Annotated in this window: 27 protein-coding genes; 7 read left to right on the forward strand and 20 right to left on the reverse strand. The window is 71.3% G+C overall.

The genetic code is table 11. The features are described 5' to 3' along the window. Positions 1–44: 44 nt before the first annotated feature. Genes EYW40_RS01620 through EYW40_RS01660 form a run of 9 tightly spaced genes read right to left on the reverse strand, consistent with a single transcriptional unit; the run spans position 45 to position 8,213 of the window. Positions 45–1,859 (reverse strand): Na(+)/H(+) antiporter subunit D, encoded by a 1,815-nt coding sequence (locus EYW40_RS01620; RefSeq protein WP_135819875.1) that lies wholly within the window; start codon positions 1,857–1,859, stop codon positions 45–47. Then, positions 1,859–3,661 carry a cation:proton antiporter gene (locus EYW40_RS01625; protein WP_135819876.1) on the reverse strand — a complete coding sequence of 601 codons (1,803 nt, stop codon included), beginning with the start codon at positions 3,659–3,661 and terminating at the stop codon, positions 1,859–1,861. The genes EYW40_RS01620 and EYW40_RS01625 overlap by 1 nt, the downstream gene beginning before the upstream one ends. Next, the gene (locus tag EYW40_RS01630; RefSeq protein WP_135819877.1) at positions 3,658–5,223 is read right to left on the reverse strand and encodes a monovalent cation/H+ antiporter subunit D family protein; all 1,566 of its coding nucleotides are present in this window, start codon (positions 5,221–5,223) and stop codon (positions 3,658–3,660) included. The genes EYW40_RS01625 and EYW40_RS01630 overlap by 4 nt, the downstream gene beginning before the upstream one ends. Continuing rightward, positions 5,216–5,581, reverse strand: a complete 366-nt coding sequence (locus tag EYW40_RS01635) for a cation:proton antiporter subunit C (protein WP_135820606.1) — start codon at positions 5,579–5,581, stop codon at positions 5,216–5,218. The genes EYW40_RS01630 and EYW40_RS01635 overlap by 8 nt, the downstream gene beginning before the upstream one ends. Before the next feature lie 11 nt (positions 5,582–5,592). Then, positions 5,593–6,054 (reverse strand): MnhB domain-containing protein, encoded by a 462-nt coding sequence (locus tag EYW40_RS01640; RefSeq protein WP_135819878.1) that lies wholly within the window; start codon positions 6,052–6,054, stop codon positions 5,593–5,595. Beyond that, complete coding sequence (locus EYW40_RS01645; RefSeq protein ID WP_135819879.1) at positions 6,051–6,584, reverse strand: DUF4040 domain-containing protein; 534 nt, start codon at positions 6,582–6,584, stop codon at positions 6,051–6,053. Before EYW40_RS01645 ends, EYW40_RS01640 begins: the two co-directional genes overlap by 4 nt. After that, entirely contained in the window at positions 6,584–6,901 is a 318-nt protein-coding gene (mnhG, locus tag EYW40_RS01650; RefSeq protein ID WP_135819880.1) for a monovalent cation/H(+) antiporter subunit G, read from the reverse strand. The genes EYW40_RS01645 and mnhG overlap by 1 nt, the downstream gene beginning before the upstream one ends. Further along, entirely contained in the window at positions 6,898–7,185 is a 288-nt protein-coding gene (locus EYW40_RS01655; RefSeq protein WP_375137141.1) for a cation:proton antiporter, read from the reverse strand. Before EYW40_RS01655 ends, mnhG begins: the two co-directional genes overlap by 4 nt. Then, complete coding sequence (locus tag EYW40_RS01660) at positions 7,182–8,213, reverse strand: monovalent cation/H+ antiporter subunit E (protein WP_135819881.1); 1,032 nt, start codon at positions 8,211–8,213, stop codon at positions 7,182–7,184. Before EYW40_RS01660 ends, EYW40_RS01655 begins: the two co-directional genes overlap by 4 nt. A 304-nt stretch (positions 8,214–8,517) precedes the next feature. Between EYW40_RS01660 and EYW40_RS01665 the strand changes: the two genes are divergently transcribed. Continuing rightward, positions 8,518–8,925 carry a hypothetical protein gene (locus EYW40_RS01665; protein WP_135819882.1) on the forward strand — a complete coding sequence of 136 codons (408 nt, stop codon included), beginning with the start codon at positions 8,518–8,520 and terminating at the stop codon, positions 8,923–8,925. Between the two features lie 141 nt (positions 8,926–9,066). Here the strand turns inward: EYW40_RS01665 and coaBC are convergent, their stop codons facing one another. After that, positions 9,067–10,257, reverse strand: a complete 1,191-nt coding sequence (coaBC, locus tag EYW40_RS01670; RefSeq protein ID WP_135819883.1) for a bifunctional phosphopantothenoylcysteine decarboxylase/phosphopantothenate--cysteine ligase CoaBC — start codon at positions 10,255–10,257, stop codon at positions 9,067–9,069. Positions 10,258–10,307: 50 nt separating this feature from the next. Beyond that, the gene (locus EYW40_RS01675; RefSeq protein ID WP_135819884.1) at positions 10,308–11,042 is read right to left on the reverse strand and encodes an NAD(P)/FAD-dependent oxidoreductase; all 735 of its coding nucleotides are present in this window, start codon (positions 11,040–11,042) and stop codon (positions 10,308–10,310) included. Between the two features lie 142 nt (positions 11,043–11,184). Here EYW40_RS01675 and EYW40_RS01680 point away from each other — a divergent pair, with 142 nt between their 5' ends. The 3 genes from EYW40_RS01680 to EYW40_RS01690 are packed head-to-tail and all read left to right on the forward strand — an operon-like array spanning position 11,185 to position 14,629. Beyond that, positions 11,185–11,709: an SRPBCC family protein gene (locus EYW40_RS01680; RefSeq protein ID WP_135819885.1), complete on the forward strand. Its 525-nt coding sequence runs from the start codon at positions 11,185–11,187 to the stop codon at positions 11,707–11,709. A gap of 56 nt (positions 11,710–11,765) precedes the next feature. After that, positions 11,766–13,103 (forward strand): Trk system potassium transporter TrkA, encoded by a 1,338-nt coding sequence (trkA, locus tag EYW40_RS01685; protein WP_135819886.1) that lies wholly within the window; start codon positions 11,766–11,768, stop codon positions 13,101–13,103. Then, on the forward strand, positions 13,100–14,629 hold the full coding sequence (locus tag EYW40_RS01690; RefSeq protein ID WP_135819887.1) for a TrkH family potassium uptake protein: 1,530 nt from the start codon (positions 13,100–13,102) through the stop codon (positions 14,627–14,629). The genes trkA and EYW40_RS01690 overlap by 4 nt, the downstream gene beginning before the upstream one ends. Here EYW40_RS01690 and EYW40_RS01695 read toward each other — a convergent pair. The 6 genes from EYW40_RS01695 to EYW40_RS01720 all read right to left on the reverse strand — a co-directional run bounded on the left by EYW40_RS01695 (position 14,626) and on the right by EYW40_RS01720 (position 19,749). After that, positions 14,626–16,218, reverse strand: a complete 1,593-nt coding sequence (locus EYW40_RS01695) for a TrkH family potassium uptake protein (RefSeq protein WP_135819888.1) — start codon at positions 16,216–16,218, stop codon at positions 14,626–14,628. The two genes, EYW40_RS01690 and EYW40_RS01695, sit on opposite strands and share 4 nt — an antisense overlap. Beyond that, the gene (locus EYW40_RS01700; protein ID WP_135819889.1) at positions 16,219–16,908 is read right to left on the reverse strand and encodes a potassium channel family protein; all 690 of its coding nucleotides are present in this window, start codon (positions 16,906–16,908) and stop codon (positions 16,219–16,221) included. Positions 16,909–16,954: 46 nt separating this feature from the next. Beyond that, complete coding sequence (locus EYW40_RS01705; RefSeq protein WP_135819890.1) at positions 16,955–17,527, reverse strand: plastocyanin/azurin family copper-binding protein; 573 nt, start codon at positions 17,525–17,527, stop codon at positions 16,955–16,957. A gap of 51 nt (positions 17,528–17,578) precedes the next feature. Continuing rightward, entirely contained in the window at positions 17,579–18,643 is a 1,065-nt protein-coding gene (locus EYW40_RS01710; RefSeq protein ID WP_135819891.1) for a polyprenyl synthetase family protein, read from the reverse strand. 137 nt (positions 18,644–18,780) lie between these two features. Beyond that, positions 18,781–19,206 (reverse strand): hypothetical protein, encoded by a 426-nt coding sequence (locus tag EYW40_RS01715; protein WP_135819892.1) that lies wholly within the window; start codon positions 19,204–19,206, stop codon positions 18,781–18,783. A gap of 84 nt (positions 19,207–19,290) precedes the next feature. Beyond that, on the reverse strand, positions 19,291–19,749 hold the full coding sequence (locus EYW40_RS01720; protein WP_135819893.1) for a CopD family protein: 459 nt from the start codon (positions 19,747–19,749) through the stop codon (positions 19,291–19,293). A gap of 194 nt (positions 19,750–19,943) precedes the next feature. Here EYW40_RS01720 and EYW40_RS01725 point away from each other — a divergent pair, with 194 nt between their 5' ends. Beyond that, complete coding sequence (locus EYW40_RS01725) at positions 19,944–21,623, forward strand: hypothetical protein (RefSeq protein WP_135819894.1); 1,680 nt, start codon at positions 19,944–19,946, stop codon at positions 21,621–21,623. Positions 21,624–21,646: 23 nt separating this feature from the next. Here the strand turns inward: EYW40_RS01725 and EYW40_RS01730 are convergent, their stop codons facing one another. Both EYW40_RS01730 and EYW40_RS01735 read right to left on the reverse strand, forming a co-directional pair. Further along, entirely contained in the window at positions 21,647–22,201 is a 555-nt protein-coding gene (locus EYW40_RS01730; RefSeq protein WP_135819895.1) for a metal-dependent hydrolase, read from the reverse strand. Between the two features lie 64 nt (positions 22,202–22,265). Further along, positions 22,266–23,219 (reverse strand): phosphotransferase family protein, encoded by a 954-nt coding sequence (locus tag EYW40_RS01735; protein WP_135819896.1) that lies wholly within the window; start codon positions 23,217–23,219, stop codon positions 22,266–22,268. A 103-nt stretch (positions 23,220–23,322) separates the two neighbouring features. On the opposite strand from EYW40_RS01735, the gene EYW40_RS01740 reads away from it, so the two are divergent. Then, positions 23,323–23,628 carry a MazG-like family protein gene (locus EYW40_RS01740; protein ID WP_135819897.1) on the forward strand — a complete coding sequence of 102 codons (306 nt, stop codon included), beginning with the start codon at positions 23,323–23,325 and terminating at the stop codon, positions 23,626–23,628. Between the two features lie 66 nt (positions 23,629–23,694). After that, the gene (locus EYW40_RS01745) at positions 23,695–23,937 is read left to right on the forward strand and encodes a glutaredoxin family protein (RefSeq protein WP_135819898.1); all 243 of its coding nucleotides are present in this window, start codon (positions 23,695–23,697) and stop codon (positions 23,935–23,937) included. A gap of 15 nt (positions 23,938–23,952) precedes the next feature. On the opposite strand, the gene EYW40_RS01750 is transcribed toward EYW40_RS01745, so the two are convergent. After that, on the reverse strand, positions 23,953–25,014 hold the full coding sequence (locus EYW40_RS01750) for a zinc-dependent alcohol dehydrogenase family protein (RefSeq protein WP_135819899.1): 1,062 nt from the start codon (positions 25,012–25,014) through the stop codon (positions 23,953–23,955). Positions 25,015–25,137: the final 123 nt, after the last annotated feature.

Raw genomic sequence — 25,137 nt, forward strand, 5'->3', positions numbered from 1 at the left:
ACTCCGCCGAACGCGGTCGGCGGCCGCCCGCGCAGTCCGCCGCGCTACGCGAACAGCACGACCAGCGCCAGCGCGGCGACGAGCGTGAGGATCAGGACGCTGGTGCCGACGGTCGTGTCCATCGGGACGTGGCCCTCCTCGGCGTCGAGTCCGATCTCGGTCGTGTCCGCAGGGAGGCGGCCGGTGAGGCGGCGCGGGTCCCGCGCGGTCGCCATCGCGGCGGTCGCGACGGCGACGGCGGCGCGGTCGACGGCCGCGTACGTCTCGGTGACGCCGCGGACGAGGCCGCGGGTGCCGTAGAACGACAGCGGCGCGTAGACGGCGTCGACGTCCGGGACGCGCCCGAGCTTCGACAGCGGCTTCTTCGTCGCGAAGAACCCGACGAGGCCGGCGGCCGCGAGGGCGACCCCCTCGGCGATGTGGGAGACGGTGTACGTGTGGTAGACGTGCGAGACGACCGCGCCGTCGGTCACGTCGAACGGCAGGAGGCCGAACAGCGCCCCCGGAACCAGGCCGAAGACGACGCATAGCGCGGCGACGGCGACCATCGCGACGCTCTGCCCGGCGTTGGCGTCGGCCACGTCCCCGTCGTACTCGCCGTGGAAGAAGGCGTAGTAGCCGAATTTGATGAACGACATGAACGTGCCGACGCCCCCGATGAGCAGGAGCCAGCCGAGGCCGGTGTGCCCCCCGAAGTGGACGACGCCGTGGAAGTCGTAGTGGCTCGCCGAGATGACGATCCCCTTGCTGACGAAGCCGTTGAACCCGGGGAAACCGGCGATAGACAGCGCCGCGACGGTGAAGGCTGTCGCGGTGATCGGCATCTGCCGGGATAGGCCGCCGAGTTTCATCAGGTTCTCCCGGCCGGTGCGGTAGACGACGACGCCGGCGGTCATGAACAGCAGGCCCTTGTAGAGGATGTGGTTGAACACGTGGGCGAACGCGCCGGCCTGGGCGAGCGCGCCGCCGATGCCGACGCCGGCGACCATGTAGCCGACCTGCGACTGGATGTGGTAGGAGAGCAGGCGGCGCATGTCGTTCTGGAACAGCGCGAACAGCGCGCCGAAGACGGCCATCGCGCCGCCCATGTAGGCGATCCAGACGTGTCCCTCCGGGAACGCGCGGTACATGCCGTACACGCCGGTCTTGGTGGTGTACACGCAGAGGAACACGCTCGCCGCGACGTGGGGGCGCGGGTACGTGTCCGGCAGCCAGGCGTGCAGCCCGATGAAGCCGACGTTGATGCCGATGCCCAGCGCCGCCATCGCGGCGGGCAGGCCGGCGGTGATGCCCGCAGTCGCCGGACCGCCCGGCACCGAGGCGAAGAGGAACGTCCCCACCTCGACGTAGTGCCAGACGATGGCGGCCATCAGCAGGCTCCCGCCGATGCCGTGCAGCAGGGCGTAGCGGAAGCCGGCCCGCACCGCCTCGCCGCCGTGGTGCCACACGAGCAGCGTGCTGGTGACGGCCATCAGCTCCCAGAAGAAGATGAGCGTGAGCCAGTCGCCGGCGAACACGGCCCCGAGGCTGGAGCCGACGTAGGTCAGTGCGTACGCCGTCTGGATGTTCTCCGCGCCGCTGTAGTACGAGTAGACGACGGCGGCGGCGCCGATGAGGCCGAAGATGGTCCCCATCAGCCGCGAGAACGGGTCGACGTTGAAAAGCACCGCGTCGAACCCGAGGAACGCGACGTCGCTCAGGTGCGCGCCCGCGGGCACGAGGTACGACCACGCCATGACGGCCGCCGCGGTCAGCGCGCCGAGCGCGTGGCCCACGCGCCGCGAAAGCAGCGGGAGCAACAGCGCGACGGCCAGTACCGGCACCGCGGGCGGGACGGCCGTGAACGCGAACTCGACCATCAGCCCATCACCCCCGTCACGACGAGGTCGACGATCCGCAGGAACACGGCCGCGTGCGGGACGACGCCGAGCAGTACCGCGCCCAGCGCCGCCGTCGAGATGGGGCCGAGCATGAACCACGTGCTCTCCTCGCCGAAGCCGCGGCGGTCCCAGCCGCCGGCCGGCGGGCCGCCGTGGTGGTCGTGGTCCCCGTGGGCGTCGTGGTGCGCGGGGCCCTCATCGGCGTGGTCCTCGTAGCTGTGGTGGTCGTCCGCCGCGTCGGTGACCGTCCCGTCCGCACCCGCGTCGTCGATGTGGTCGCTCGGGTTGCGGTCGACGGCGTACTCGCCCTCGTCCGCGCCACCGTCCGCGTCGCCGTCGTCGGCCGGCCGTCCCCCGTCGGCGCGCGCCTCGCCGGGGCTGGCACCGCCGCCGGCCGGGTGGCCGCCGAACGGGTTCTCGATGACGGGCTTTGCGTCCGAGTCGTCGGCCGTCTGGAAGAACGCCTGGTAGACGACCGGCCAGAAGTACGCGATGTTCAACACGCCGGAGACGAGCAGCGCGACCGCGAACACCGGGTAGCCGGCGCCGACGCTGCCGAGCAGGAGGTACCACTTGCTGACGAAGCCGGCGAGCAGCGGGATGCCGGCCATCCCGAGGCTGGCGACGCCGAACGCCGCCATCGTCAGCGGCATCCGTCTGCCGATCCCGGCCATGTCGCTGATGTCGTCGGTGTGGGTCTCGACGTGGATCGCGCCCGCACAGAAGAACAGGGTGAGCTTCATGAACGCGTGGGCGGGGATATGGAGCAGGCCGCCCGTCAGCGCCAGCCCCGAGGCGTCGTACGCGCCGACGCCGAGGCCGAGCACGATGTAGGAGAGCTGGCTCACCGTCGAGTAGGCGAGCCGGCGCTTCAGGTTGTCCTGCCGGAGCGCGATGACGCTCGCGACAAGCAGCGTGAACGCGGCCACGGCGGCCAGCACGACGCCGACGCCCAGGTCCGCGACCGTCTCCGGCCCGAACACGTCGAGGACGACGCGCGCGAGACCGAAGACGCCGCTCTTGACGACCGCGACCGCGTGCAGCAGGCCGGAGACGGGCGTCGGCGCGACCATCGCGTCCGGGAGCCAGGAGTGCATCGGCATCAGCGCCGCCTTGACGCCGAAGCCGCCCGCCAGCAGGGCGAAGGTGGCGCGGGCGTACGTCTCGTTGGCCGACGCCAGCCCCTCGATGCCGCCCGGCGAGAACGCGACGGTGCCGGTCAGCCAGTAGACGAGGACGGTGCCGGCGAGCACCGCGACGCCGCCGCCGAACGTGTACGTGAGGTACTTCCGGCCGGCGGCGCGGGCCTCGGCATCCTCGTCGTGGGTGACCAGCGGGTACGTCGCGACCGTCAGCAGTTCGTAGAACACGAACAGCACGAGCAGGTTCGACCCGAACGCGACGCCGACCGCGGCCGCCACGCTGGCGGCGAAGGAGGCGAAGTACCGCGTCTGGGCGTGCTCGTCCAGCCCGCGCATGTAGCCGACGCTGTAGAACGTCGTGACGACCCACAGGAAGCTCGCGAGCAGGGCAAAGAGGACGCCCAGCGCGTCGGCCCGCAGCGCGAACTCGACGCCGAACACGAACGTCCCGAGGTTCGTGACGTAGACGGCGCCGTCGAGCACCCCCGGGACCATGCTCGCGACGACACCGAAGGTGGCGAGGGCGGCCGCGACGGACCAGCCCTCGCGGACGTTCGGCCGGCGGTGCGACGCGACGATGGCGACGATGGGGAGCGCGGCCGCGAGAACCGCGGCGAGCGGTCTGAGTGAGTCTGTCATGGTGAGAGGAGTGGGGGGAGGGTCTGTTCTAACACCTGTGCGTACTCGGTCGCGACGAGGCCGAGCGCGACCGACAGGACGGCGACCAGCGCGACCAGCGCGACGATCCCGGGGGTGAGCGCGGCCGACCCCTCGGCGTCGCCGCCGTCGGACCGCGGCGACCGGCGGCCCGAGAGCGGCCCGCCCGCGCCGTCGGCGACCGCCGCGTCGGGCGTCGGTTCGGCGGCCCCCTCGGCCGCGGCCGCCGCCGGGGCGGCGGCGAAGTACATCCGCTCTATCACCCGGGCGAAGTACGCGAGCGTCAGCAGCGTGCTCGCCAGGATGACGACCGCGATGGGCCACGCCTCGGCCTCTACGGCGGCCAGCGCGATGTACCACTTGCCGACGAAGCCGACCGCCGGCGGGACGCCGACCATCGACAGCGCGAGGACGGCGAAGGAGCCGGCCAGCACCGGCCGCCTGCCGGCCAGCCCGCGGTACTCGGAGACACGCCGCGCGCCGGTCGCCGCGGCGATGGCCCCCGCGGCCAGGAACAGGCCGCCCTTCATGACGGCGTGGCCGAGCAGGTGGATCGCGCCGCCGACGAACGCCGACTCGGTCGCCATCGCGAACGCGGCGACGACGAGGCCGAACTGGGACACCGACGAGTACGCCAGCATCCGCTTTACCTCGCTTTGCATGACCGCGAGGGCGCTCCCGGCGACGACGCTGACGCCGGCGAGCGCGACGACGAACTCCCGCGCCATCGGGACCTCCCGGAGGAAGTCGACGGTGAACACGGAGACGATCAGCCGCGCGATGGCGTACGCCGACACCGTCGACACCAGCGCGGCGACGAAGGCGCTGACGCTGTCGGGCGCGCCGGCGTACGCCTCGGGCTGCCAGGTGTGCAGCGGGAAGATGGCCGACTTGACCGCCAGCCCGGTCACGATCAGCCCGAACGCGGTGAGGACGAGCGGGTCCGCGTACCCCACCTCCGCGAGCTTCGTCGACATGTCTGCCATGTTCAGCGTGCCGGTGGCGACGAAGGCGTAGCCGATGCCGAGCAGGTACAGCGACGCGCCGACGGTGCCGACGATCAGGTACTTCAGCGCCCCGACCGCGGCCCGCCCGGAGTCGCCCGAGGCGACCAGCGCGTACGCGGTCAGCCCGGTGATCTCCAGGAACACGTACAGGTTGAACACGTCGCCGGTGATGCTCATCCCGGAGAGCCCGGCGACCAGCAGGAGGTACTCCGTGTGGAACGCGGGCGTGTGCGGCCCGGCGACCCGCGAGTAGACGAGCACGCCGAGCGCGACGACGGCCACCAGGACGGCGACCGACGCCGACAGCCCGTCGACGACGAGTTCGATGCCGTACGGGGCGGCGAAGCTCCCCACCTCGTACGACACCGTGCCGTCGCGGAACACCGTCGCCGCGAGCAGGCCGGCCATCCCGACCTGCGCGGCGGCGGCGACCAGCGCGACGGCCCAGGCGGCCCGCGCGCGCCACTGCCCGGTGACGAGCGCGATGACCCCGGCGACGATGGGGACCGCGACGAGCAGCGCCGGCAGGTCACTCATCGGCGCGCACCTCCCGGAGCACGTTCTCGTCTAACGTGCCGTACTCCGCGTAGATCCGGACGATGAGCGCGAGCGCCACCGCGGTGAGGCTCACGCCGACGACGATGGCCGTCAGGATGAGCACGTGGGGCAGCGGGCTGACGTACTCGCCGGCCTCCCCGCCGTGGTGGACCAGCGGCGGGGCCCCGCCCTCGACGTACGCCGAGGTGATGAAAAACAGGAAGATGCCGGTCTGGAACACGTTCATCCCGATGACCTTCTTCACGAGGTTGGCGTTCTCTATCATCATGTACACGCCGATCCCCAACAGCAGGGCGACGGCGACGTAGTTGTAGCGCGTCACCAGCAGGTCGAACAGTCCGGCCTCGGTCATGCCGACCCCTCCTCCCCGTCGTTAGCGTCGAAGCCGCCGGCGACGAGGAAAAACAGGCCGACGATGACGCCCGTCACTATCGCGCCGATGCCGAGTTCGACGAGTTCGATGCCGTACTTCACGAGGCCGGGCGGGCCGTACTCGCCGTACTCGAGGAACGCGCCGCCGAGCGCCACCGAGCCGAACCCGATGGCGGCGAACGTCACCACGCCGAGGCCGACGACGCCGAGGACCATCGCGGGGTTCAACCACTCCCTGACGGCCTCGATCCCGAACGCGAACGCGAGCATCAGGATGACGGAGCCGACGACGACGCCGCCCTGGAACCCGCCGCCGGCCGACTCCGCCCCGTGGAACATGACGAACAGGCCAAGCGTCAGGACGAACGGCGCGACGACCCTGACGGTAGTCATGATGATCGTACTCTCGACGTATGCGGGCTGGTCTTCGTAGCTCATACGAACTCCTCCTGTCGCAGGACGACGAGGACGGCGACACCCGCGGCGAACACGACCACGGCCTCGCCGAGCGTGTCGAAGCCGCGGTAGGCCGCCAGCACCGCCGTCACGACGTTCTCGATGTGCGTGTCTGCGTAGGCGTGTTCGAGGTAGTACCCCGTCACCTCGCCGGTCGTCACGGACGACTCGCTCCCGATGGCCGGCAGGGAGGGGACGGTGACGAGCAGCAGGGACGTCAGCGCGCCGCCCGCCGCGACGCCGCGCCAGCCGACCGACTCGAACAGGTGGTCGGTCGGCGGCCGGACCGTCCGGACGATGGTGAGCAGGAACAGTATCGTCATCACGCCCGCGCCGACCGCCGCCTCCGTCAGCGCCACGTCGGGCGCCTGCAGGAACACCCACAGGATGGAGACGGTGAGGCTGTACGCGGCGAAGGCGATGATCGCGCCGAGCACGTCCCGCAGGAGCGCGGCCGTCACGGCCGTCACGAGCACCGCGGCGAGCGTCGCGAGTTCCAGTACCGACACCATCAGCGCTCACCCTCCTCGTCGGCGGTCCACGGTTCGATCCCCTGGTCGTACGCCGCCCGGGTGATCGCGTGGGCGGCCGTCGGGTTCGTGATGAACATGAACAGGAGCAACAACACGATCTTGACCGTCGGGACGCCGGCCCCGAAGGAGAGCGCCGCCGCGCCGAGCGCGAGCACCGCGCCGAGCGTGTCGCTCTTCGAGGCGGCGTGGGCCCGGGTGTACAGGTCCGGCAGCCGCAGCAGGCCGACCACCGCGACGAGGGTGAAAAAGACCCCGCCGGCCGCGAGGGCGACGACGGCAATCTCGGTCGGCGTCATATGATACCCCCTCGCTCGACCGTGAACTTGGAGATGGCGATGCTCATCAGGAAGTTCAGCAGGGCGTAGATGAGCGCCACGTCGAGGAACCCGGGTTCGCCGAACGCCGCCGCCAGCAGGGCGATGATGACGACCGTGTTCGACCCGATGACGTTGACGGCGATCACCCGGTCCTGCATCGTCGGCCCCCGGGCGACGCGGTAGAGGACGACGGCGGTGAGCGTGGCGATGGCTCCCGCGGCGGCGACGAGCACGTCGCCGACAAGGCCGGTCACCGCGCTCACTCGTCGCTCACCCCCTCGCCGCGCTCCTTCGGGCTGGCGATCGCCGCCGCCTGTCGCCCGTAGAAGACGAACCGCACCGCACGCTCCAGCGCGCCGGCCAGGAGGTCCTTCCGGGCGGACCGCGTGAGCGTGTGGACGTGGAACTCCCGCCGGGAGACGTCAACCGTCAGCGTGCCCGGCGTCAGCGTGATGCTGTTCGCCAGCGTCGTCACGGGCATGTCGCCCCAGACGGCCGCCTCGAACTCCTCCATCGACGGGTCGATCGGGAGCCGCGGGTGGAGGATGACGTATGCCAGCGAGACGTTCGCCTTCGCGATCTCCCACAGCAGATACGGAGCGTACACCAGAAACCGCGCCAGCCGCCGCGGGCTCTGCCAGCCCGGCGGTTCCTTCAGGGAGATCCGCGAGAGGATGACCGCGGTGACGAGCGCGCTCACCGCGCCCGTCGCGTAGTCAAGCCCCCCCGCGAAGCCGCCCAACACGTTGTAGAAGAGAAACGACGCGCCGAAGACGGTCGCGAACTTCGCCAGCCCGCCGCCCCGTACGAGCCGGGTCCGGCGCGTCGGCCGGTCGACGGGCGCTTCCTCGATGGTCAGGTCCGACCGCGACAGTTCGTACTCCAGCGGCCGGACCATCGGGGCGCTCCCCGCCGGCGCGTACTCGGGGTCGACGATGATCCGGTCGAGCCCCTGTTCCTCCGCGTACTCCAGCAGCGCCCGGGCGTAGTCGACCGGGCTGAAGAGGTACGCGTCGCTCGCCCACACCGCCGTCTCGATGTCGACGTTGGGGGCGTCGTCGCCGAGGTCCTCGCGCGCCCACACCTCCACGCGGTCGAGAAGGGACTCGGGCTCGTCGAGTTCGGCCGGGTCGGCGACGCGGCCGGTGACCGGGTAGACGAAGTGCACGGTCGCGGCCTCGCCGGCGGCGGCCCGCTCGGCGGCCTGCCGAACCGCGTACGCCACCGTGTTCCGGAGCGTGATCGACTTCCCGACCGGAACCAGTATCCGAGCGCTCGGCTCCTCGGTCATCCGTCCCCCGCGTCGACCGCCCGACTGGTCTGTCTCGGTTGCATGGTCGCTACTCGTTGTACCCTTACCGACCCGATGGAAAACTATTTTTATATCTGCCGCGCGGGCGTTGCCCGGCCGCGACCGCCGCGCCGCGGCCGCCGAGATCGGTAAGCCGGCCTTACCGGCCCGCTCGGCGGTACACGGCCGAGGACGGGCGTCGCCCGACGGCGTTCCGCCGGGCGCGAGCAACTGGTAAGTACCGGGCAGGCAGGTCGCAAGATCGCCTAAAGCCGTCGGGTGGTAACTCCGGCTTAGCGAACACATGGTCGCCGTAACGATCGCCGAACCACACGACGCAACGTTTGCGGAGGACTTCCGACTCGCCACGGCCGTCTCCGTCAGCTACGACCGCCCCCACCCCGACGCGCGGGCCGACCGCGGCTTCCGGGTCCGCGAGGGGGACTTCTGGTACTGGGACGACCACTCCGGCCGCGAGTTCGAGGGGTTCGAGGTGCTGGAGTTGACCCCCCGCGGCGTCGTCGTCCGCTGGGTCCCCCACTCCGCCGCCGAGCGGTTCGCCCAGGAGGACCGCCCGGCCCACCGCCGCGACTACGACCACCTCTCCTACGACTGGCTCGGCGCCCTCGTCGGCGACGGTCGCCTCCGCGTCTTCGGGCGCGACACCGGCTTCGAGGGGAACTCGCCGGTGCCACACTCGCGGTACGTCTAACGACCTTTTTTCGCCTCGGGTCGCGCGGAGCGCGACCGCTCGGCCAAAAAATGTCGATCAAAAAAGGCCGGACGCGGCCGCCGGCCGCGTCCGGTGAAACGCCGCCGGAGGCGGCGTATGCTCGCCCCCGCTCCGCCGCCGTTAGGTCAGTTCCGTCACCAGTTCGTCGGCGACGCGCGCGCCTAAGCTGGCCTTACTGCCCTCGAACGCCGACGCGTCGTCCGCGCGGACGACGAGCGCCCGCGTGTCGTCCGCGCCCATCACGCTCGCGTCGTTGGCGACGACGAACGACAGGTCGGCGCGGTCGAGCGTCTTTCGCGCGGCGTCGACCATCGCGTCGTCGTCGCCGCCCGTCTCGGCTTTGAACCCGACGATGGGGAGGTCGGGGTTCACGTCCCGGACCTCGTCGATGACCTTCGGCGTCGGCTCGAAGTCGAGCGAGAGCGTCCCGCCCGAGCGGATCTTCTCGTCGCGGGGCTCGACGGTGTAGTCGGCGACGGCCGCCGCGGAGACGAGGGCGTCGGCGTCCTCGGCGGCGGCGAGCGTCGCGTCGAGCAGGTCCGCGGTGCGCTCGACCTCGCGGACGTCGGCGTACGACAGGTCGCCCTCGACGCCCGCCGCCGCGGGGCCGTGCGGACCGACCGCCGCGTGGACGAGCGTCACGTCCGCGCCGCGGGCGTAGCAGGCGCGGGCGACCGCGCGCCCGGTCCGACCCGACGAGCGGTTCGTCAGCACGCGCACCGGGTCGATCGCCTCCGCGGTCGCGCCGGCCGTCACGACCACGCGCTCGCCGGCCAGCGCGTCGTCGCCGGCGGCCCGCGCGGCGGCGAGCGCGATGGCGTCCTCGGTCGCTATCTTCGCCTTCCCCTCCTCGATGCGCGGGTCCACGAAGTCGACGCCCCACGACTCGACGCGGTCGATGGCGTCCAGCACGCCGGGATGGTCGTACATCGGCTCGTGCATCGCCGGCGCGACGACGACCGGCACGTCCGCGCCAAGCGCCGTCGTCGCGCAGGTGGTGACCGGCGTGTCGTCTATCGCGGCGGCCATCTTGCCGACGGTGTTGGCCGTCGCCGGCGCGACGAGCAACACGTCGGCCCACCCCTCGCGGCCACAGAGCGCGACGTGTTCCACGTCGCCGGTGACCTCTGTGACGACGTCGTTCCCGGTGGCGAACTCGACGGCCCACGGGTGGACGATCCCGCGCGCGCTGTCGGTCATCACGGCGCGGACCGCGGCCCCGCGGCGGCGGAGCTCGTGGGCGAGTTCGACGGTCTTGACCGCCGCGATGGAGCCGGTGACCCCCAGCGCGACGTTGACTCCCGAGAGCATCGGCTCCCGGTTGGGCGCGCCGGGGGTTAAAACGTCAGGGCTCGGACCGGCTACTCGTCGTCGGCGACGCTCGGGTGCATCGTCGGCTCGTCGTCGAGCGGTTCGGCGAGGTACTCCCGGAGCAGTTCGCGGCTCTCGCGCTCCCGTTCGCGGCGTTCGGCGTCGTCTATCTCCTCGCAGGCCGGCGGCACGTCGCGGTCGCGGCCGGTGAAATAGCCCTCCGGGGCGACCCAGTCGTGGTAGAAGTTCGCCTCGGAGTCGTGGACCACCGCCAGGCCGACCTTCGCGCCGTGGCCGGCACAGACGACCGCCTGATGGGGCTCGTCCGCGAGGCGGCCGGCGGCGTACACGCCGTCGACGTCGGTTCGGCCGCCCTCCTCGACGTCGGCGTAGGCCTTGCTCCCCCGGTCGACCACGCCCACGTCGATGTCGCGCAGGTAGGAGGCGTCCGACCACGAGGCCGCCACCACGCGCTCGGCCGGGTACCGGTCGCCGCCGGCCGTCGCGACGGCGAAGCCCTCGCCGTCGTCCGCGGGGGAGAGGTCGGTCACGCGGCCGTCGGCGAACGCGACGCCCGCGCGCTCGGCCTGGTCGCGGGTCATCCGCAGCAGGAGGCGGGCGTCGACCCCCGCCGGGAAGCCGGGATAGTTCTCCAGGTGCGCGTTGCGTTCGAGGATCGACTCGCCCTCGGAGACGACAAGCGTGTCGAGGCCGGCGCGGGCGGTGAACAGGCCCGCCGACAGCCCGGCGACGCCGCCGCCGACGATCAGCACGTCTCGGTCCATACGTGGTCGTCCGCCCCCGGCGGCCAAGTAGGATGCGGATCCCGGCGGGTCCGTCGGGATCCGGGTGCTCACCCACGAACCGCGGGCCGAGCGACGTCGAACCGACGCAAACCCTTACGGCGCGAGCGTCGTAACGGAGCCCGTGGACACCGTCGAACTGAGCACGCTGATCCACCTCCCGCCCGAGGAGGTGTACGAGTTCCTCGTCGACTTCCCGCGGTACGCGAACTACTCCGAGCACCTCCGCGAGGTGCGCCGCCACGGCGACGGATCGCCGGGGACCGAGTACGACCTGGAGTTCGCCTGGTGGAAGCTCAGCTACACCGCGCGGTCCCGCGTCGTCGCGGCCCAGCGCCCCGAGCGGATCGACTGGGAACTGGTGAAAGACATCGACGCCGCGGGGGCGTGGGTCGTCGAGGCGGCGGCCGACGAAGCGCCGCCCGACGCGGAAACTGCGAGCCGGGTCTACCTCCGGATCCGCTTCGACGTCGACTCGGCGCGCGGCGGGATCGGACTGCCGCGGTTCGTCTCCTTCGACTGGGTGGTCGACAAGGTGAAACCGAAGATCCGCGCGGAGGCCGAGGAGATAGTCGAGCGGATCGTCGCCGACCTGGAGGGGGAGCCACGTCCCGTCGACCTGGAGATACACACCGCGCCCGACGGATAGAAAACCACTTAGTGCCGCCCCGACACGATTCGGCAAATGCTCCGGAGGGTTGTTCCGTGCGCGTAATCGTGATCGGCGCGGGCGAAGTCGGGTCGAGCATCGCGGCGAGCCTCTCGGAGTCCCACGACGTGGTCGTCGTCGACCAGGACCCCGAGCGGGTCGAGTCGCTGACGTACGACCTTGACGTGCTCGCCGTCGAGGGCGACGGCACGTCGCTCGAAACGCTGGAGGAGGTCCGGGTCACCGACGCCGACATGCTCATCGCGAGCACCGACATCGACGAGACGAACATCGTCGCCTGCGCGACGGCGAAGACGCTGGGCGACGTGTTCACCATCGCCCGGGTGAAGAAGACGTCGCTGCTGCGCACCTGGGAGCGGTCGAAGGGGGTGTTCGGCGTCGACTTCATGGTCAGCGTCAACCTCCAGACCGCCGAGAGCATCGTCCGCATCGCCGGACTCCCCGGCGCGCAGGACGTCGACACGTTCGCCGACGGCACGGTCCGGATGGCGGAGTTCGGGATCGACCCCGACAGCCCCATTGCGGACCAGACGGTCAAGGAGGCCGACCGCTTCGAGTCGCTCACGTTCGCCGCCATCCTGCGGGACGACGACGTGACGATCCCGACCGGCGACACGGTCATCGAGGCCGGCGACCGGGTCGTCGTCATCGGCAGCCCCGAGAGCGTCCGCGGGTTCGCCGCCTCGCTGACGCCGAACACGACGCTCCACGAGGCGAACGAGGTGGTCATCGTCGGCGGCGGCGAGATCGGGTATCAGACCGCCCGCCTGTTCGAGGAGCGGGGCGTCGCGCCGCGACTCGTCGAGCACGACCCCGACCGGGCGCGCGAACTCGCGGAGGACCTCCCCGGGACGGTCGTGCTTGAGAGCGACGCGACCGACAGGGAGTTCCTCGACCGCGAGCACGTCGACGAGGCCGACCTCGTCGTGGCGACGCTCGACAGCGACGAGAAGAACCTGCTCGTGTCGCTTCTGGCCAGCCGGATCGGCTGTGCGCGGACGGTCGCCGTGGTCAACACCGGCGAGTACGTCGACCTGTTCGAGGCCGTCGGCGTCGACGTCGCGGTCAACCCCCGCGAGGTGACCGCCGAGGAGATCACGCGGTTCACCCACGAGGAGGGGACTGAGAACGTCGCGATCATCGAGGGCGACCGGGCGGAGGTGCTGGAGGTCGAGGTCGACGAGGAGAGCGTCCTCCGGGACGCCACGATCCGCGAAGCGGCCGCCGAGTTCCCGGAGGGGGTCGTCGTCGGCGCGATCACCCGCGACGGCGAGTTCGTCACGCCGCGGGGCGACACCGTCGTCCATCAGGGCGACCACGTCATCGTCTTCGTCGAGGCGGAGGTGCTCGACGAGGTGGCGAGCCTGTTATGAACATCCGCGTCGACTGGCGGGCGAGCGTCAGCCTCGTCGGGACGGTCGTGAAGTACCTCGCCGTGGCGCTGTTGCTCCCGCTCGCGACCGCGGTCTGGTACGGCGACGGCCTCGTCACGTTCGGCGCGTCGATACTGGTCGCGGTGGCGCTCGGAACGGCGATGGAGCGGCTCGACGCGGACCCCGACCTTGGCGCGCGCGAGGGATTTCTCATGGTCGGGCTGACGTGGCTGGCCGTCGCCGTCGTCGGGGCCGTCCCCTACCTGATCGCCGGCGAGGGGAGCGTCGCCGTCCCCACGGCCGCGCTGTTCGAGAGCATGAGCGGCTTCACGACGACCGGGGCGACCGTGATGGCCGACATCTCCTTCGACACCCACTCCCGGGCGCTGTTGCTGTGGCGACAGCAGACCCAGTGGCTCGGCGGGATGGGGATCGTCGTCCTCGCCGTCGCCATCCTCCCGGAACTGTCGGTCGGGGGCGCACAGCTGATGGACGCCGAAGCGCCCGGCCCCGGCATCGAGAAGCTCACGCCGCGGATCGCCGAGACTGCGCGGGTGCTGTGGCTCGTCTACCTCGGGTTCACCGTCGTCGAGTTCTTCCTGCTGTACGGCCTGCACCTCGCCGGCTACGCGCCGGAGATGACGTTCTACAACGCCGTCGCGCACCCGCTGACGACGATGCCGACCGGCGGGTTCTCGCCCGAGGCCCGCAGCATCGAGGCGTTCTCCGCGGTCGTCCAGTGGGTCATCATCCCGTTCATGGTCGCCGCCGGGACCAACTTCGCGCTGTTCTGGCACGTCCTGCGCGGCGAGACCTCGAACCTCTTCGGCGACAGCGAGTTCCGAACCTACGCCGGCGCGATCGGCGTCGTCTCGGCGGTCGGTGCGGCCCTGCTGTTCGTCGGGCCGAACCTAGTCGGGCAGGGGAACCCGTTCCCCGTCGCCGGGGACCTCGAAGCGTCGCTCCGGCACGCCACCTTCCAGGCCGTCTCCATCGTCACGACGACCGGCTACGCGAGCATGGACTTCGAGGTCTGGAGCGGACCGGCGCAGTACGTCCTCGTGTTCGCCATGTTCATCGGCGGCAGCGCGGGGTCGACCGGCGGGGGGATCAAGATCGTCCGCTGGCTGGTGATCGTCAAGTCGATCCGGCGGGAACTGTTCACCACGGTCCACCCGGAGGCCGTGCGGCCGGTCCGCCTCGGGGGCCGCGCGCTCGACGAACGCGCCCTGCGGGGGATCTACGCGTTCACGCTGCTGTACTTCGCCCTGTTCCTGGTCGGCGCGCTCCTGCTGGCGGTCGACGCCGCTCGGGTTGGGCTCGACCTCGCGGTGATCGAGGCGGTGACCGCGTCGGCCGCGACGCTCGGGAACATCGGGCCGGGGCTCGGCATGGTCGGCCCCATGGGGAGTTACCTCGACTTCCCGGCGACGTCGAAGCTACTGATGGTCGGGCTGATGTGGGTCGGAAGGCTGGAGATCATCCCCGTGCTGGTCCTGTTGACCTCCGGCTACTGGCGGAGCTAGGGCTCCAGCCCGTAGAGGACCGACCGGGCCAACACCAGCACCGGAATGATCTCCAGGCGGCCGACCCACATGTTGAGGACGAACATCCCCTCCGCGACGGCGGGCATCTCCGGCCCGGTGATCCCCGCCGAGAGGCCGACGTTGCCCTGGGCGCTCGCCACCTCGAACAGCGCGCTCGCGTAGTCGGCCCCGGAGGCGTTGACCAGGACGAGGCTGCTCGCGACCAGCAGGATCACCCAGAGGATCGTCACGATGGCCGCCTCGCTGAACTCCCGGGCCATCTCGCCGCGGTCGAGGACGCGGTCGCCGATGCGGGCGTTGACGACGGCGGACTTCGGCAGGAACACCCGCGAGAACTGCCACCTGATCCCCCGGGCAACGGTGTAGGCCCGGACGATCTTGATCCCGCCGACGGTCGACCCGGCCGCGCCGCCGATCACCATGGCGACGCTGACGAGGAGTTTGCCGCCGGGGCTCCACTCGCCGATCGGGGCCGACTGGAAGCCGGTACAACTGAGCGCGCTGATCCACTGGAACGTCGAGTCGCGTACGGCGTCGGTCGACCCGTCGAACGCCGTCGCGGCGACCGGGTCCACGAGGGCGTTCTGGGCCGAGAGGCCGACCACGCCGACGGCGAACAGCACGAACAGCCAGCGCGTCTGGAGGTCCGAGACCAGCAGGCGCGGGTCGCGGCCGTTCAACACGCCGTAGTGGATCGGGAAGGCGATCGCCCCGAGCGCCATGATCGGGAGCAGGACCGTCTCGATCAGCGGCGAGTCGTAGGTCGCGATCGAGTTGTCGGTCACGCTGAACCCGCCGGTCGACAGCCCGGTCATCGCGTGGTTGAGCGCCTGCCAGGCCGCGTCGAACAGCGAGAGGTCCTGCGTCCAGTGGATCGCCGCGAACAGCGCGACGACCGCGAGGACGGAGTAGGCGACGAATATCTTCCAGACGGTCCGAACCGTGCTGACGACGCTCGGATGGATCTTCTCCTCGCGCGTCTCGCTCCGGTAGAGGGCGTAGCTCCCGCTGCCGGGCCGGGAGAGGATGGACACCGTGAGCACGATGACGCCGACGCCGCCGACCCACTGGATGAGCGAGCGCCACCACTGGAGGGCGTGGGGCAGCGACGGCTCGTGGACCGCCATCGTCAGGCCGCTCCCGGTCCACCCGCTCATGCTCTCGAACAGCGCGTGGAGCGGGTGTTCGAAGTACCGCAGGCTAGACTCGGAGTACGACGCCCCCGCAGGCACGTAGCCCGCGGCGACCCCGTCGGGGGTCAGGGAAGCCGTCAGGAAAAACCCCAGCGAGCCGAACAGCGCCACGGCGAACCACCCGGAGGCGGCGATCACCATCCCGTGTTTCATCCGGGGGTCGGGCGCGTCCGCGAAGCGCAGGCGCGCCGCGCCGCCGACGCCGGCGGTGATCCCGCCGGCGAGCAGGAACGCGAGCGCCGCGTGGAACTCGCGGAAGCCGAGCGCGACGGCGACGGTCAGCGTCATCAGCGCCGCCTCGACCAGCAGCAGCGACCCCACGTCGCGGGCGATGGTGGCGAGCGCCGCCGGGACCCGCGTGCGGTGTCGGGTCATCTACGCGAAGTCGTGGTCCTCGTAGTGGCCGAACGCGTCCGTCACCGACGGGGTGGCGCCCTCCTGGGAGTAGACGGTCAGCATGTCCCCGCCGTGGATCTCCGTCCCCCCCTGTGGCGTGATCGGGTCGGCCTCGCCGTTGCGCTCGATGGCGACGACGAGGACGCCGTGAGGGAGCAGTCCCTCCTCGTCGGCCTCGATCAGGGTCTTGTTCGCGATGGGCGCGTCCTCGTCGACCGTGATCTCGAACACCTCCGCGGTGTCGCCGACGCGCATGTAGTCCTTGATCGAGGGGCGCTTGACCGCCCGATAGAGGTACTCCGCGATGAGGCTTTGGGGGTTCTCCATCGTGTTGACGCCGATCCGGCGGAACAGGTTCATGTGCTCGGGGTTGTGGACCACCGACACGATCGCCGGCACCTCCCGTTCCTTCGCGAGCAGGCACACCATGATGTTGGTGGCGTCCTGGTCGGTCGTGCTGATGAGCGCGTCCGCGCGGTCGATCCCGGCGTCCTCCAGCGTCGCCATCTCCGTGGCGTCGTCGTTCAGGACGAGACAGTCGTACTCGCGGGCGGCCCGGTCGGCTTTGGCCTCGTTTCGCTCGACCACCACGACCTCGTTCTCGTCGGTCGTGGCGACGTCGATGAGCGGGATCCCGATGCTGCCCGCGCCGACGACGATGATGTACATTCGACCGAACGGTTGACAACCGCGCGCCGAAAACCTATCGTTCCGGCTACTCCGGCATCTCGTAGTCGCCGCCGTACTTGATGAAGAAGAACGCGAGCGCGAGCGTCGAGACCAGCGCCGCCATCGTGGCGACGCCCATCGTCATCGCGCTGTCGGGGAGGGTCGGACCGCCACCGCCGCCGCCGGCGTTGGGGTTCTGGCCGCCCTCGGTGACGTGGATGACCGCTTCCATGCCCAGCGACTGGTGGGGCGAGCAGTAGTACTCGTAGTCGCCGAGCACCTCGAAGGTGTGCTCGTGGGTGAACCCCTCGTTCTCGATGGGTTCGTGGCCCTCCCAGTCGGAGTCCCCGGGCTTGCTGTCGACGATGATGTTGTGGCCGTCGGAGGTCCAGTCGAACGTCACCGTGGTCCCCGGGGCGATGTACAGTTCCTCGGGGTCGTACACGTTGTCGCCGGTCAGCGCGACGGTTTCGCTCCCGCCGCCACCGCCGCCACCGTCGCTCTCGTTGCCCTCCTGTGCCGCCGCGGTCCCCGTCGCCCCGACGGCGGCGGTCGCGCCGGCACCGGCCTTGAGAAAGCCGCGACGGGACACCGAAGCGTTCGCGTCGTCTATCGCCATACCGGGGGCTAGGAAGCGGCCCGTACTGAATACTTTGGTTTCGCCGCCGGCCTACCGGTCCCGCTCGACGACGAACTCGGTGAAATCGGCCAGGGTCGTCGCCGCCTCGGGTTCGAGGTCGAGTTCGGTGAGGTGGTCCCGGGCGCTCGCCGCGAGGGCGGCCGCCCGCTCCCGGGCGAACGCGACGCTGCCCGTCTGTTCGAGGATCGACAGCGCCTCCTCGACCTCCGCGTCGGTGTTCTCGTCGGCGGCGAGGATCGACTGGAGGCGCTCGGCCTCCTCCGGGGCGGCCTCGCGGACGGCGTGGATGACCAGCAGCGTCTTCTTGCCCTCGCGGACGTCGTTGCCGAACTCCTTGCCGAACGCCCCCGCGCGGTCCAGCGAGTGCTCCACGTCGAGGATATCGTCGCCGATCTGGAAGGCGACGGACATCTCCTCGGCGTACCGGGCGACGCGGCGCTCGACGCGTTCGGGCTGGCCGGTGACGATGGCCGCGAGGCGCGCGACGATCCGGCCGAGGCAGCCGGTCTTGCACGCGCACATCTCCAGGTACTCGTCGACGCTCGTCTCGACCGTGCGCTGGTTGTGCCAGTAGATGTCCATCCCCTGCCCGAGGTGGGTGCGGTTCAGTTCGGTCATCAGCATCTCGTAGGCCGCCAGCCGCTGCTCGGCCGAGAGGTTCCCCGGGTCGTGGGTGACGATCTTCAGCGGCAGGAAGTACATCGCGTTCCCGGCGTTGAGCGCCACGTCCTCGCCGTACACGTGGTGGAGGGCGGGCCCGCCGCGACGCATCGCCGCCTCGTCCTCGACGTCGTCGACGATGATCGTGCCGGTGTGGAGTATCTCGGGGATGGCGGCGTAGGGTAGGTACGCCTCGGGGTCCTCGCCGAACGCCTCGACGAGCGTGAGGAAGACGACGGGCCGCCAGCGCTTGCCGCCCCGGTCGAGCAGGTCCCACACCGGGTCGACGAGGGCGTGTTGTAGGCTCTCCGGGTCGTACCGGTGGGACGCCGGCCCGAAGTAGTCCGTGAGGTAGTCCTCGTCGATCTGGCGCGGCAGCACGCGCTCGATGGCGCTGTCGACGGCCGGCCGCCACTCCGCGAGCGTCTCCCGCATGTGCCAAGCCTCTCGGGGGCACCGCCAAAAAGTTTCAGATCCGTGGGGTACCGTGCCGCGACCGGGGCCGTACCGACGCGGGCGCGACCGCCGGCGGGCCGGCGGCGGGCCGTTCCGGGACCGTCGGCATCGCGCGGTCAGTACCGCCGGTTCCGAAGCCGCTCCCAGCCCACGGCGGTCACGACGACCGTGGCGTCGTCGTGTTCGACGTAGACGCCGCTCTCGTGGTCGGCGGCCGCCGGCGCGACGTGGTACGGGAGGTCCTCCTGGACCACGTCGACGAGCGCCAGCGCGTCCCGGCCGCTCACGTCGACGGCGGCCCACTCCTCGCGGACGTCGTTCGCCGCCGCGCGCCGGACCGCGGTGCCGACCCCCGGAACGCGGTCGAGAAACCGGTCGTCGTCGGCGAGCACGTCCGCGCCGGGCGGCGGGTCGTCGACGACCCGCGCGGCGACGCTTGCCGTCGGGTCATCGCCGCTGTTTCGACGCCGTACCAGTCCCAGCGCGGCCGTCGCCGCGACCACGAGCAGCGACAGGATCAGGTCCCCCGTCTTGCGATTCATACCGGGGAGTTGTAACTATCGTATTTGTATTTTGGGGACGAGAAAACCGCGGGACTGCACCAGGCCGCGGCCGTGTAACCGATCCTACAGGAGCGCGTTGGTCGAGATGAGCCCGGCGTCGACGAGCAGGAGGAGGCCGACGACGGAGGCGGCCCGGAACAGCACGAGGTACTGCGAGGCCGGCGCGCGAACCTTCTTCATCTGAAGTTCGTCGGTCAGTTTCGAGCTCCCGACCTCGACGAGGCCGGCCAGCACGAGCCAGAGGGCGAGCATCGCGAGGACGAGGTTGCCGTTCGTCGTCTCCAGCAGGTTCCGGCCCGGGTAGCCGTTGGCCGCCATGTGGCCGCCGGTCAGGAACAGGACCGCCGCGCTGGCCCGCGAGATGGTGGTCAGGCTGCCGACGATCCGCTCCAGCGGGTCGGCGTTCAGGTGGCCGTCCCGCGCCGCCGGGAGCACGGCGAGGGTGACGAACAGTACGCTTCCGACCCACAGCGCCGCGAACAGCAGATGCGTCGTCCGTATCGCCGCGTCGACGAGTGACATATCAGTTCCTTGGGGGCGAACGGTTTCAGCGTTTTCAATGCGGCCGCCCGGTACGCGCCGGCGTCCCGGTCTCCCCAGTCATTTATCACGTCCGGGATGAAACCCGGAGACATGTCCGGACTGGTTCCCCGAGACGCGGCCGCGACCCTCCCCCGCATCGGTCCGCCGCGAGCGCCCGCCGAGGTGGTGCGCCGATGAAGCTCCTGCCGTCGCCGCGCCGCAGCGCCCTCGTCGCGCGGGTCGAGGTCAGGCGGGCGCTCCGCTCGTTCGTCGCCGACCGCACGCGGCTGGCGATAACAGCGCTCTCCGGCCTGTTCGTCGCGCTGTTCGTCGCCGTCGCGACGTACCTCCTCTACCGCGCGGGGCAGTCGCTCCGTGCGGGCGGCGCGCTCGCCGGCTTCGACGTCGGGCCGACGGTCCGGGGCGCGGTCGGACTCGTCGGCGTCGGCCTCGCGGCCCTCGTCGCCGCCCGCGCCGTCGGCAAGCGCGGCACCGTCCCCGAGGCCGACGGCCTGCTGACGACCGTACCGACCGCGGACGCCGTCGGCGGGATGGTCCTCTCCGAACTCGCGTTCGTGCTCCTCTGGACGCTCCCGCCGCTCGGCCTGTTCGCCGGGAGCTTCGCCTACGGCGCCCGGACGCCCGCGCCGTTGCTGGCCATCGCGCCGGTCGTGTTGTTGCTCGGCGGCCTCGCCGTGGCGACCGGGTACGCCGTCGGCCTCGCGGTCCGGCAGGTCGTGACGCGCCACGAGGTCCTCGCACGACACCGGCAGGTCCTCTTCGGGCTCGCCTTCCTCGGCTACTTCGCGCTGGTGTTTACCGGCGGCATCAACGAACTCGGCGCGCTGTTGCTCGACCCCCTCGCCCGCACGCCGGTCGGGTGGCTCGGCGACCTGCTGTTGCTCGGGACGCCGGGCGTCACGGGCTCGCCCCTCCGGGCCGTCGCCGGGCCGGTGCTCGTCCTCGCGGCCACGGTGCCCGTGTTCGCGGGGACCGTTCGGATCGCCGCCCGCCACTGGTTCTCGGACCCGGTGAGCGCGTCGTCCGGCGACGACGACGGGGCGGACGCCGACGGCGGACTGGGCCGCTTCCTCCCCGACGTCTCCCTCCCGCTCCCGTCCTCCCGGCTCTCCCGGCCGACCCGCGCCGTCGCCACGACGGCCGTCAAGCGGGCGGTCCGTGCGCCGATAAAGCTCGCGTACGTCGCCTACCCCCTGTTCGGCGCGATCCCCCTCGCGCAGACGGCGATCGAACAGGGCCAGGTTCCGCCGTCGCTCCCGTACGTCGTGGCCGGGTACGGCGGCTGGGTCGCCGGGATCCCCGTCACGCTGAACCTGTTCGGCGACCAGGGGGCGGTGCTGCCCGGCACGCTGACGACGCCCGTCTCCGGGCGGCAGTTCGTCACGGGGCACGTCGTCGTCGCCGTCGTCGCCGTCGCGCCGCTGGTCACGCTGCTGACCGCCGTCGTCGGCGTCGCCAGCCCGCTCGCGCTCGGCCGCGTCGCCGCGCTCGTCGCGGCCGCCGCCGTCCTCTCGGTGTTGACGCCGCTGCTCGCGACCGGCGTCGGCACGCTGTTCCCGCGCTACGGGTCGGTGACGGTCGTCGGCAGCAGGGAGGCGGTGATGCCCAGCAAGCGGGCGTTCCTGGCCTACACCGCGGCGCTCGCCGCGGCCGCCCTCGCGGCGGGGACGGTGTTCGTCGACGGTATCGCCGAACTGCTCGCGGTCGTGCTCTCGTTCCTGCTGCCGCGCGTGACCGTCACGGCGGGGCCGCTGGAACTGGCCGCGACCGCGGCGCTGGTCGTGCTCGCCGCCGCGCCGTTCGCCTCCGTCGCCTACGCCGTCCGCCGGTTCGACGAGTACCGGTTCGACTGACCGCGGCGACGGTCGCCCCGGGACTACTTCATCCACTCCGGCGCGTACTCGACGATCCGCTTGCGGACGACGGTGTAGGCAAGCGACGCGACCAGCGCGGCGACGACGGCCGACCGGATGGGACCGTCGAAGACCACGAGCGCCGGGACGGCGACGACCGCGCCGAGCACGAAGTCCTCCGGCGACCCGTCGTAGCGGATCCAGTGCCGGGGCCGGACCCACGTTCCCGTTGCGTGGACGTACACCGCGCGCTCGGAGGTCCCCTCCCACGGCTTCAGTTCCAGGCCGCCCCCGCCGGCGTCGCTGACCGAGTGGACCGCCGCGGCGACGAGGAAGAGCGCGCCGGCGACGGTCGCCGGCCCGGGCGCGGCGACCGCGACCGCGACCGCGGGCACGGCCGCCAGGCTGTAGTACACCGGGAAGTGGAGCGTCTTCCGGTGCTTGCCGACGATGTCGAGGTCGGGGAAGAGCCCGCCCGCCGCGCCGCCGACCGCCGCGGGCACGGCGAGGTCGGGCGCGGCGACCGCGACCGCGCTCGCCAGCGCGAGGCCGACGAACGCGTGCGTCGTGACCATCATGTTGCCGTCCGTAGGGACAGGACGGGCAAAACGCTGTCCGTCGCGGGCGGCGGGCTCTGAGCGTTCACAACTCGCCGAGCCGCCGGCCCAGTTCCGCGTCGACCCACTCCGCGAACTCGTCGGCCGATTCGTCGACGTACTCCGCGGTCCGGTCGACGAACCCCGCGGTCCCGAGGAACCTGACGGCTCGATACACCGGTCGACGCTCCGCGAACCCCGCCGGGAGCGCCCCCGCCCGTTCCCGGTACCCCTCGTGCAGCGCCTCGACGAGCCGGTCGGCAGCCGCGGTTCGTATCCCGTCCAGCTGCTGTGCCCGGGCCCGGTACAGGTCACGCGCCGGGTCGCCGACGTGGGCGTTCTCCCAGTCGAGCAGCGCCACGTCGTCGTCGCCCCTGATGCAGTTCGGCTTCGCGGGATCGCCGTGGAGCAGCGTGGCCGGCACGTCGTCCAAGACGTCACGGTTCGCCTCGACGGCGGCGACCACGTCGTCGAAGCGGTGGTCGAACCGGTCCGACGGCGAGAGTTCCCGGAGGGTCTCGATCGTGTCGACGAGCACGTCGGTCCAGGGCTTCGACTCGACGGTCAGGCCCTCCGCGTCGCCGCCGTCGACGTGGCCGTGCCCGTCGAACGTCGCCGCGTGGACGCCCGCCAGCGCGCGGCCGACCTGCCTCGCCGCAGTGGCCCGCTCCGCATCGGTCCAGTCGTGCCACGCTGCCACGACGCTCTCGCCGGGGATCGGGGCGGTCGCGAGGTACGGAACTTCCCCTTCAGGGTTGCTGGCGAGCACCGTCGGCACGCGCACGTCGCATCTCGCGCCGACGAATTCGATGACCGCCCGCTCCCGCGCGACTCGGCTCCCGTTGCCGTCGGTCATGGCTTTCAGGAACGCCCGCCGTCCGTCGGTGAACCGCACGCCGACCGTTCGCGTCGCCGGGTTCCACGACGGCCCCGTGGGGATCGTCTCGGCGACCGACCGGTCGGGGAACGCCGCAGCGAGCACCGCCGTGATGTCGTCCATATCGGCACGGGGCGATGCCGGAGGAAGTCGGTTATGGTCGTGTGACTGTCACTCCCACTCACGCCACCGAAACGCTTTCGTCGCCGGACCGAGCCGACGCGGTATGGACGACCAGCGACGCGTCGCCGAGTTCGTCGCGGCACACGAGTTGGACGCCGACCCCGCCTACCGGGTCCTCGACCTCGAATCGGAGGTCGGCGAACTGGCGAAAGAGATCAACGAGTCGACCGGCTACGGCGACGCCCCCGACGAAGTCGACGTGGCGACGGACGAACTGGGCGACGCGCTGTTCGCGCTGCTGGCGCTCGCCGACTCGCTAGACGTCGACGCCGGGGCGGCGCTGGCGGAGTCCCTCGACAAGTACGAACGGCGGCTCGAGGACACCGGGTCGGCCGGGTCCGGGGAGTAACCGGCGGTCCCGGTGTGGCCGGCCGCGGCCCGCGCCTTTTTTGCCGCGACGGCCGAACGTGTGCCCATGAGCGACATCACGCTGTACGAACTCGACGGTTGCCCGTACTGCGAGAAGGTCCACGAGCGCCTGCAGGAACTGGGGGTCGACTACGAGAGCGTCTGGGTCGAGGGGCTCCACTCCGAGCGCGATGAGGTGGCCCGCGTGTCGAACCAGCGCTCGGTGCCGGTCCTCGTCGACGAGGAGTACGGCGTGACGATGGGCGAATCCGAGCGCATCCTGGAGTTCATCGAGGCGACGTACGCGTAGGGCGAACGCGCGCCCTCAGAACTCCGTCACGACGGGGATGCCGACCGTGTCGAACTCGCTCATCGCAGCGATCCGGTCGGGGACGTCGCCCAGCCCGATCGTCTCCGAGACGATCGCGCCGGGGTTCAGTTTCCCGCGCTCGACCATCCGGAATATCTCGTCGTAGCTTGTCGGCGGCATCCCGAAAGAGCCCAGGAAGTCGACCTCCTTCATCACCATCTCGTCGGTCGGCAGCGGGATCTCCCCGCCCTCCTCGCCGGTCGTCAGGCCGATCTGGAGGTGCTGGCCGCGGCTGCCGAGGCTGGCGAGCGCGTTTCGGCAGGTCTCCGCGACGCCGAGCGCGTCGACGGCGACGGCCGCGCCGCCGCCCGCGAGCGCCTTCGTCTCCGCCCCGACACTGTCGGCGTCGGCGGCGTTCAGCGTCTCGTCGGCACCGAGGTCCGCCGCGGCGTCGAGTTTCTCGTCCTCGATGTCGACCGCGACGACGTTCGCGCCGAGCGCGTCCGCGACGTGGACCGCCGAGAGGCCGACGCCGCCGCAGCCGTGGACGGCGACCCAGTCGCCCGCCGTGAGGTCGGCGCGGTGGGCGAGGCCGTGGAACGCCGTGGCAAAACGACAGCCCAGTCCGGCCATGTCGACCGCGTCGACGCCGTCCGGGAGGCGGACGGCGTTGTAGTCGGCGGCCCGCACCGGGAACGCCTCGGCGAACGCGCCGGGCGCGACGCTCGTAAAGCCCAGCGGCAGCACCGTCTCGCAGACGTTCGCGTGCCCGCGTCGGCAGTGCGGGCAGGTGCCGTCCGCCAGCGCGAACGGGACGGCCACGCGGTCGCCCTCGCGGAGGGTTTCGACGTCCTCGCCGACCTCGCTCACGACGCCGGCCGGTTCGTGGCCGAGCACCTGCCCCGGCCGGGCCTGTGCGCCGACCCACTCCCAGTCGCCCTGCCAGGCGTGCCAGTCGCTCCGGCACACCCCGCAGGCCTCGGTCTCGACGACGACCTGGTCCGGCCCGGCCTCCGGGCGCTCCACGTCCTCGACGGCGAGCGGTTCCCCGTGGTCCTGTAGTACGACGGCGCGCATACGAGGGCTGACAACACGTGACACGAAAAACCCACCGCCGCATGGGCCGCGGAGACCACGCCCGCGGGTCCCGTCCGAATCGCCGGCGACCGCACCGACTAAGGCGGCCGCCTCGCCACTCCC

It is taken from the genome of Halostella litorea, from assembly GCF_004785955.1.
Classification (GTDB): Archaea; Halobacteriota; Halobacteria; order Halobacteriales; family Natronoarchaeaceae; genus Halostella; species Halostella litorea.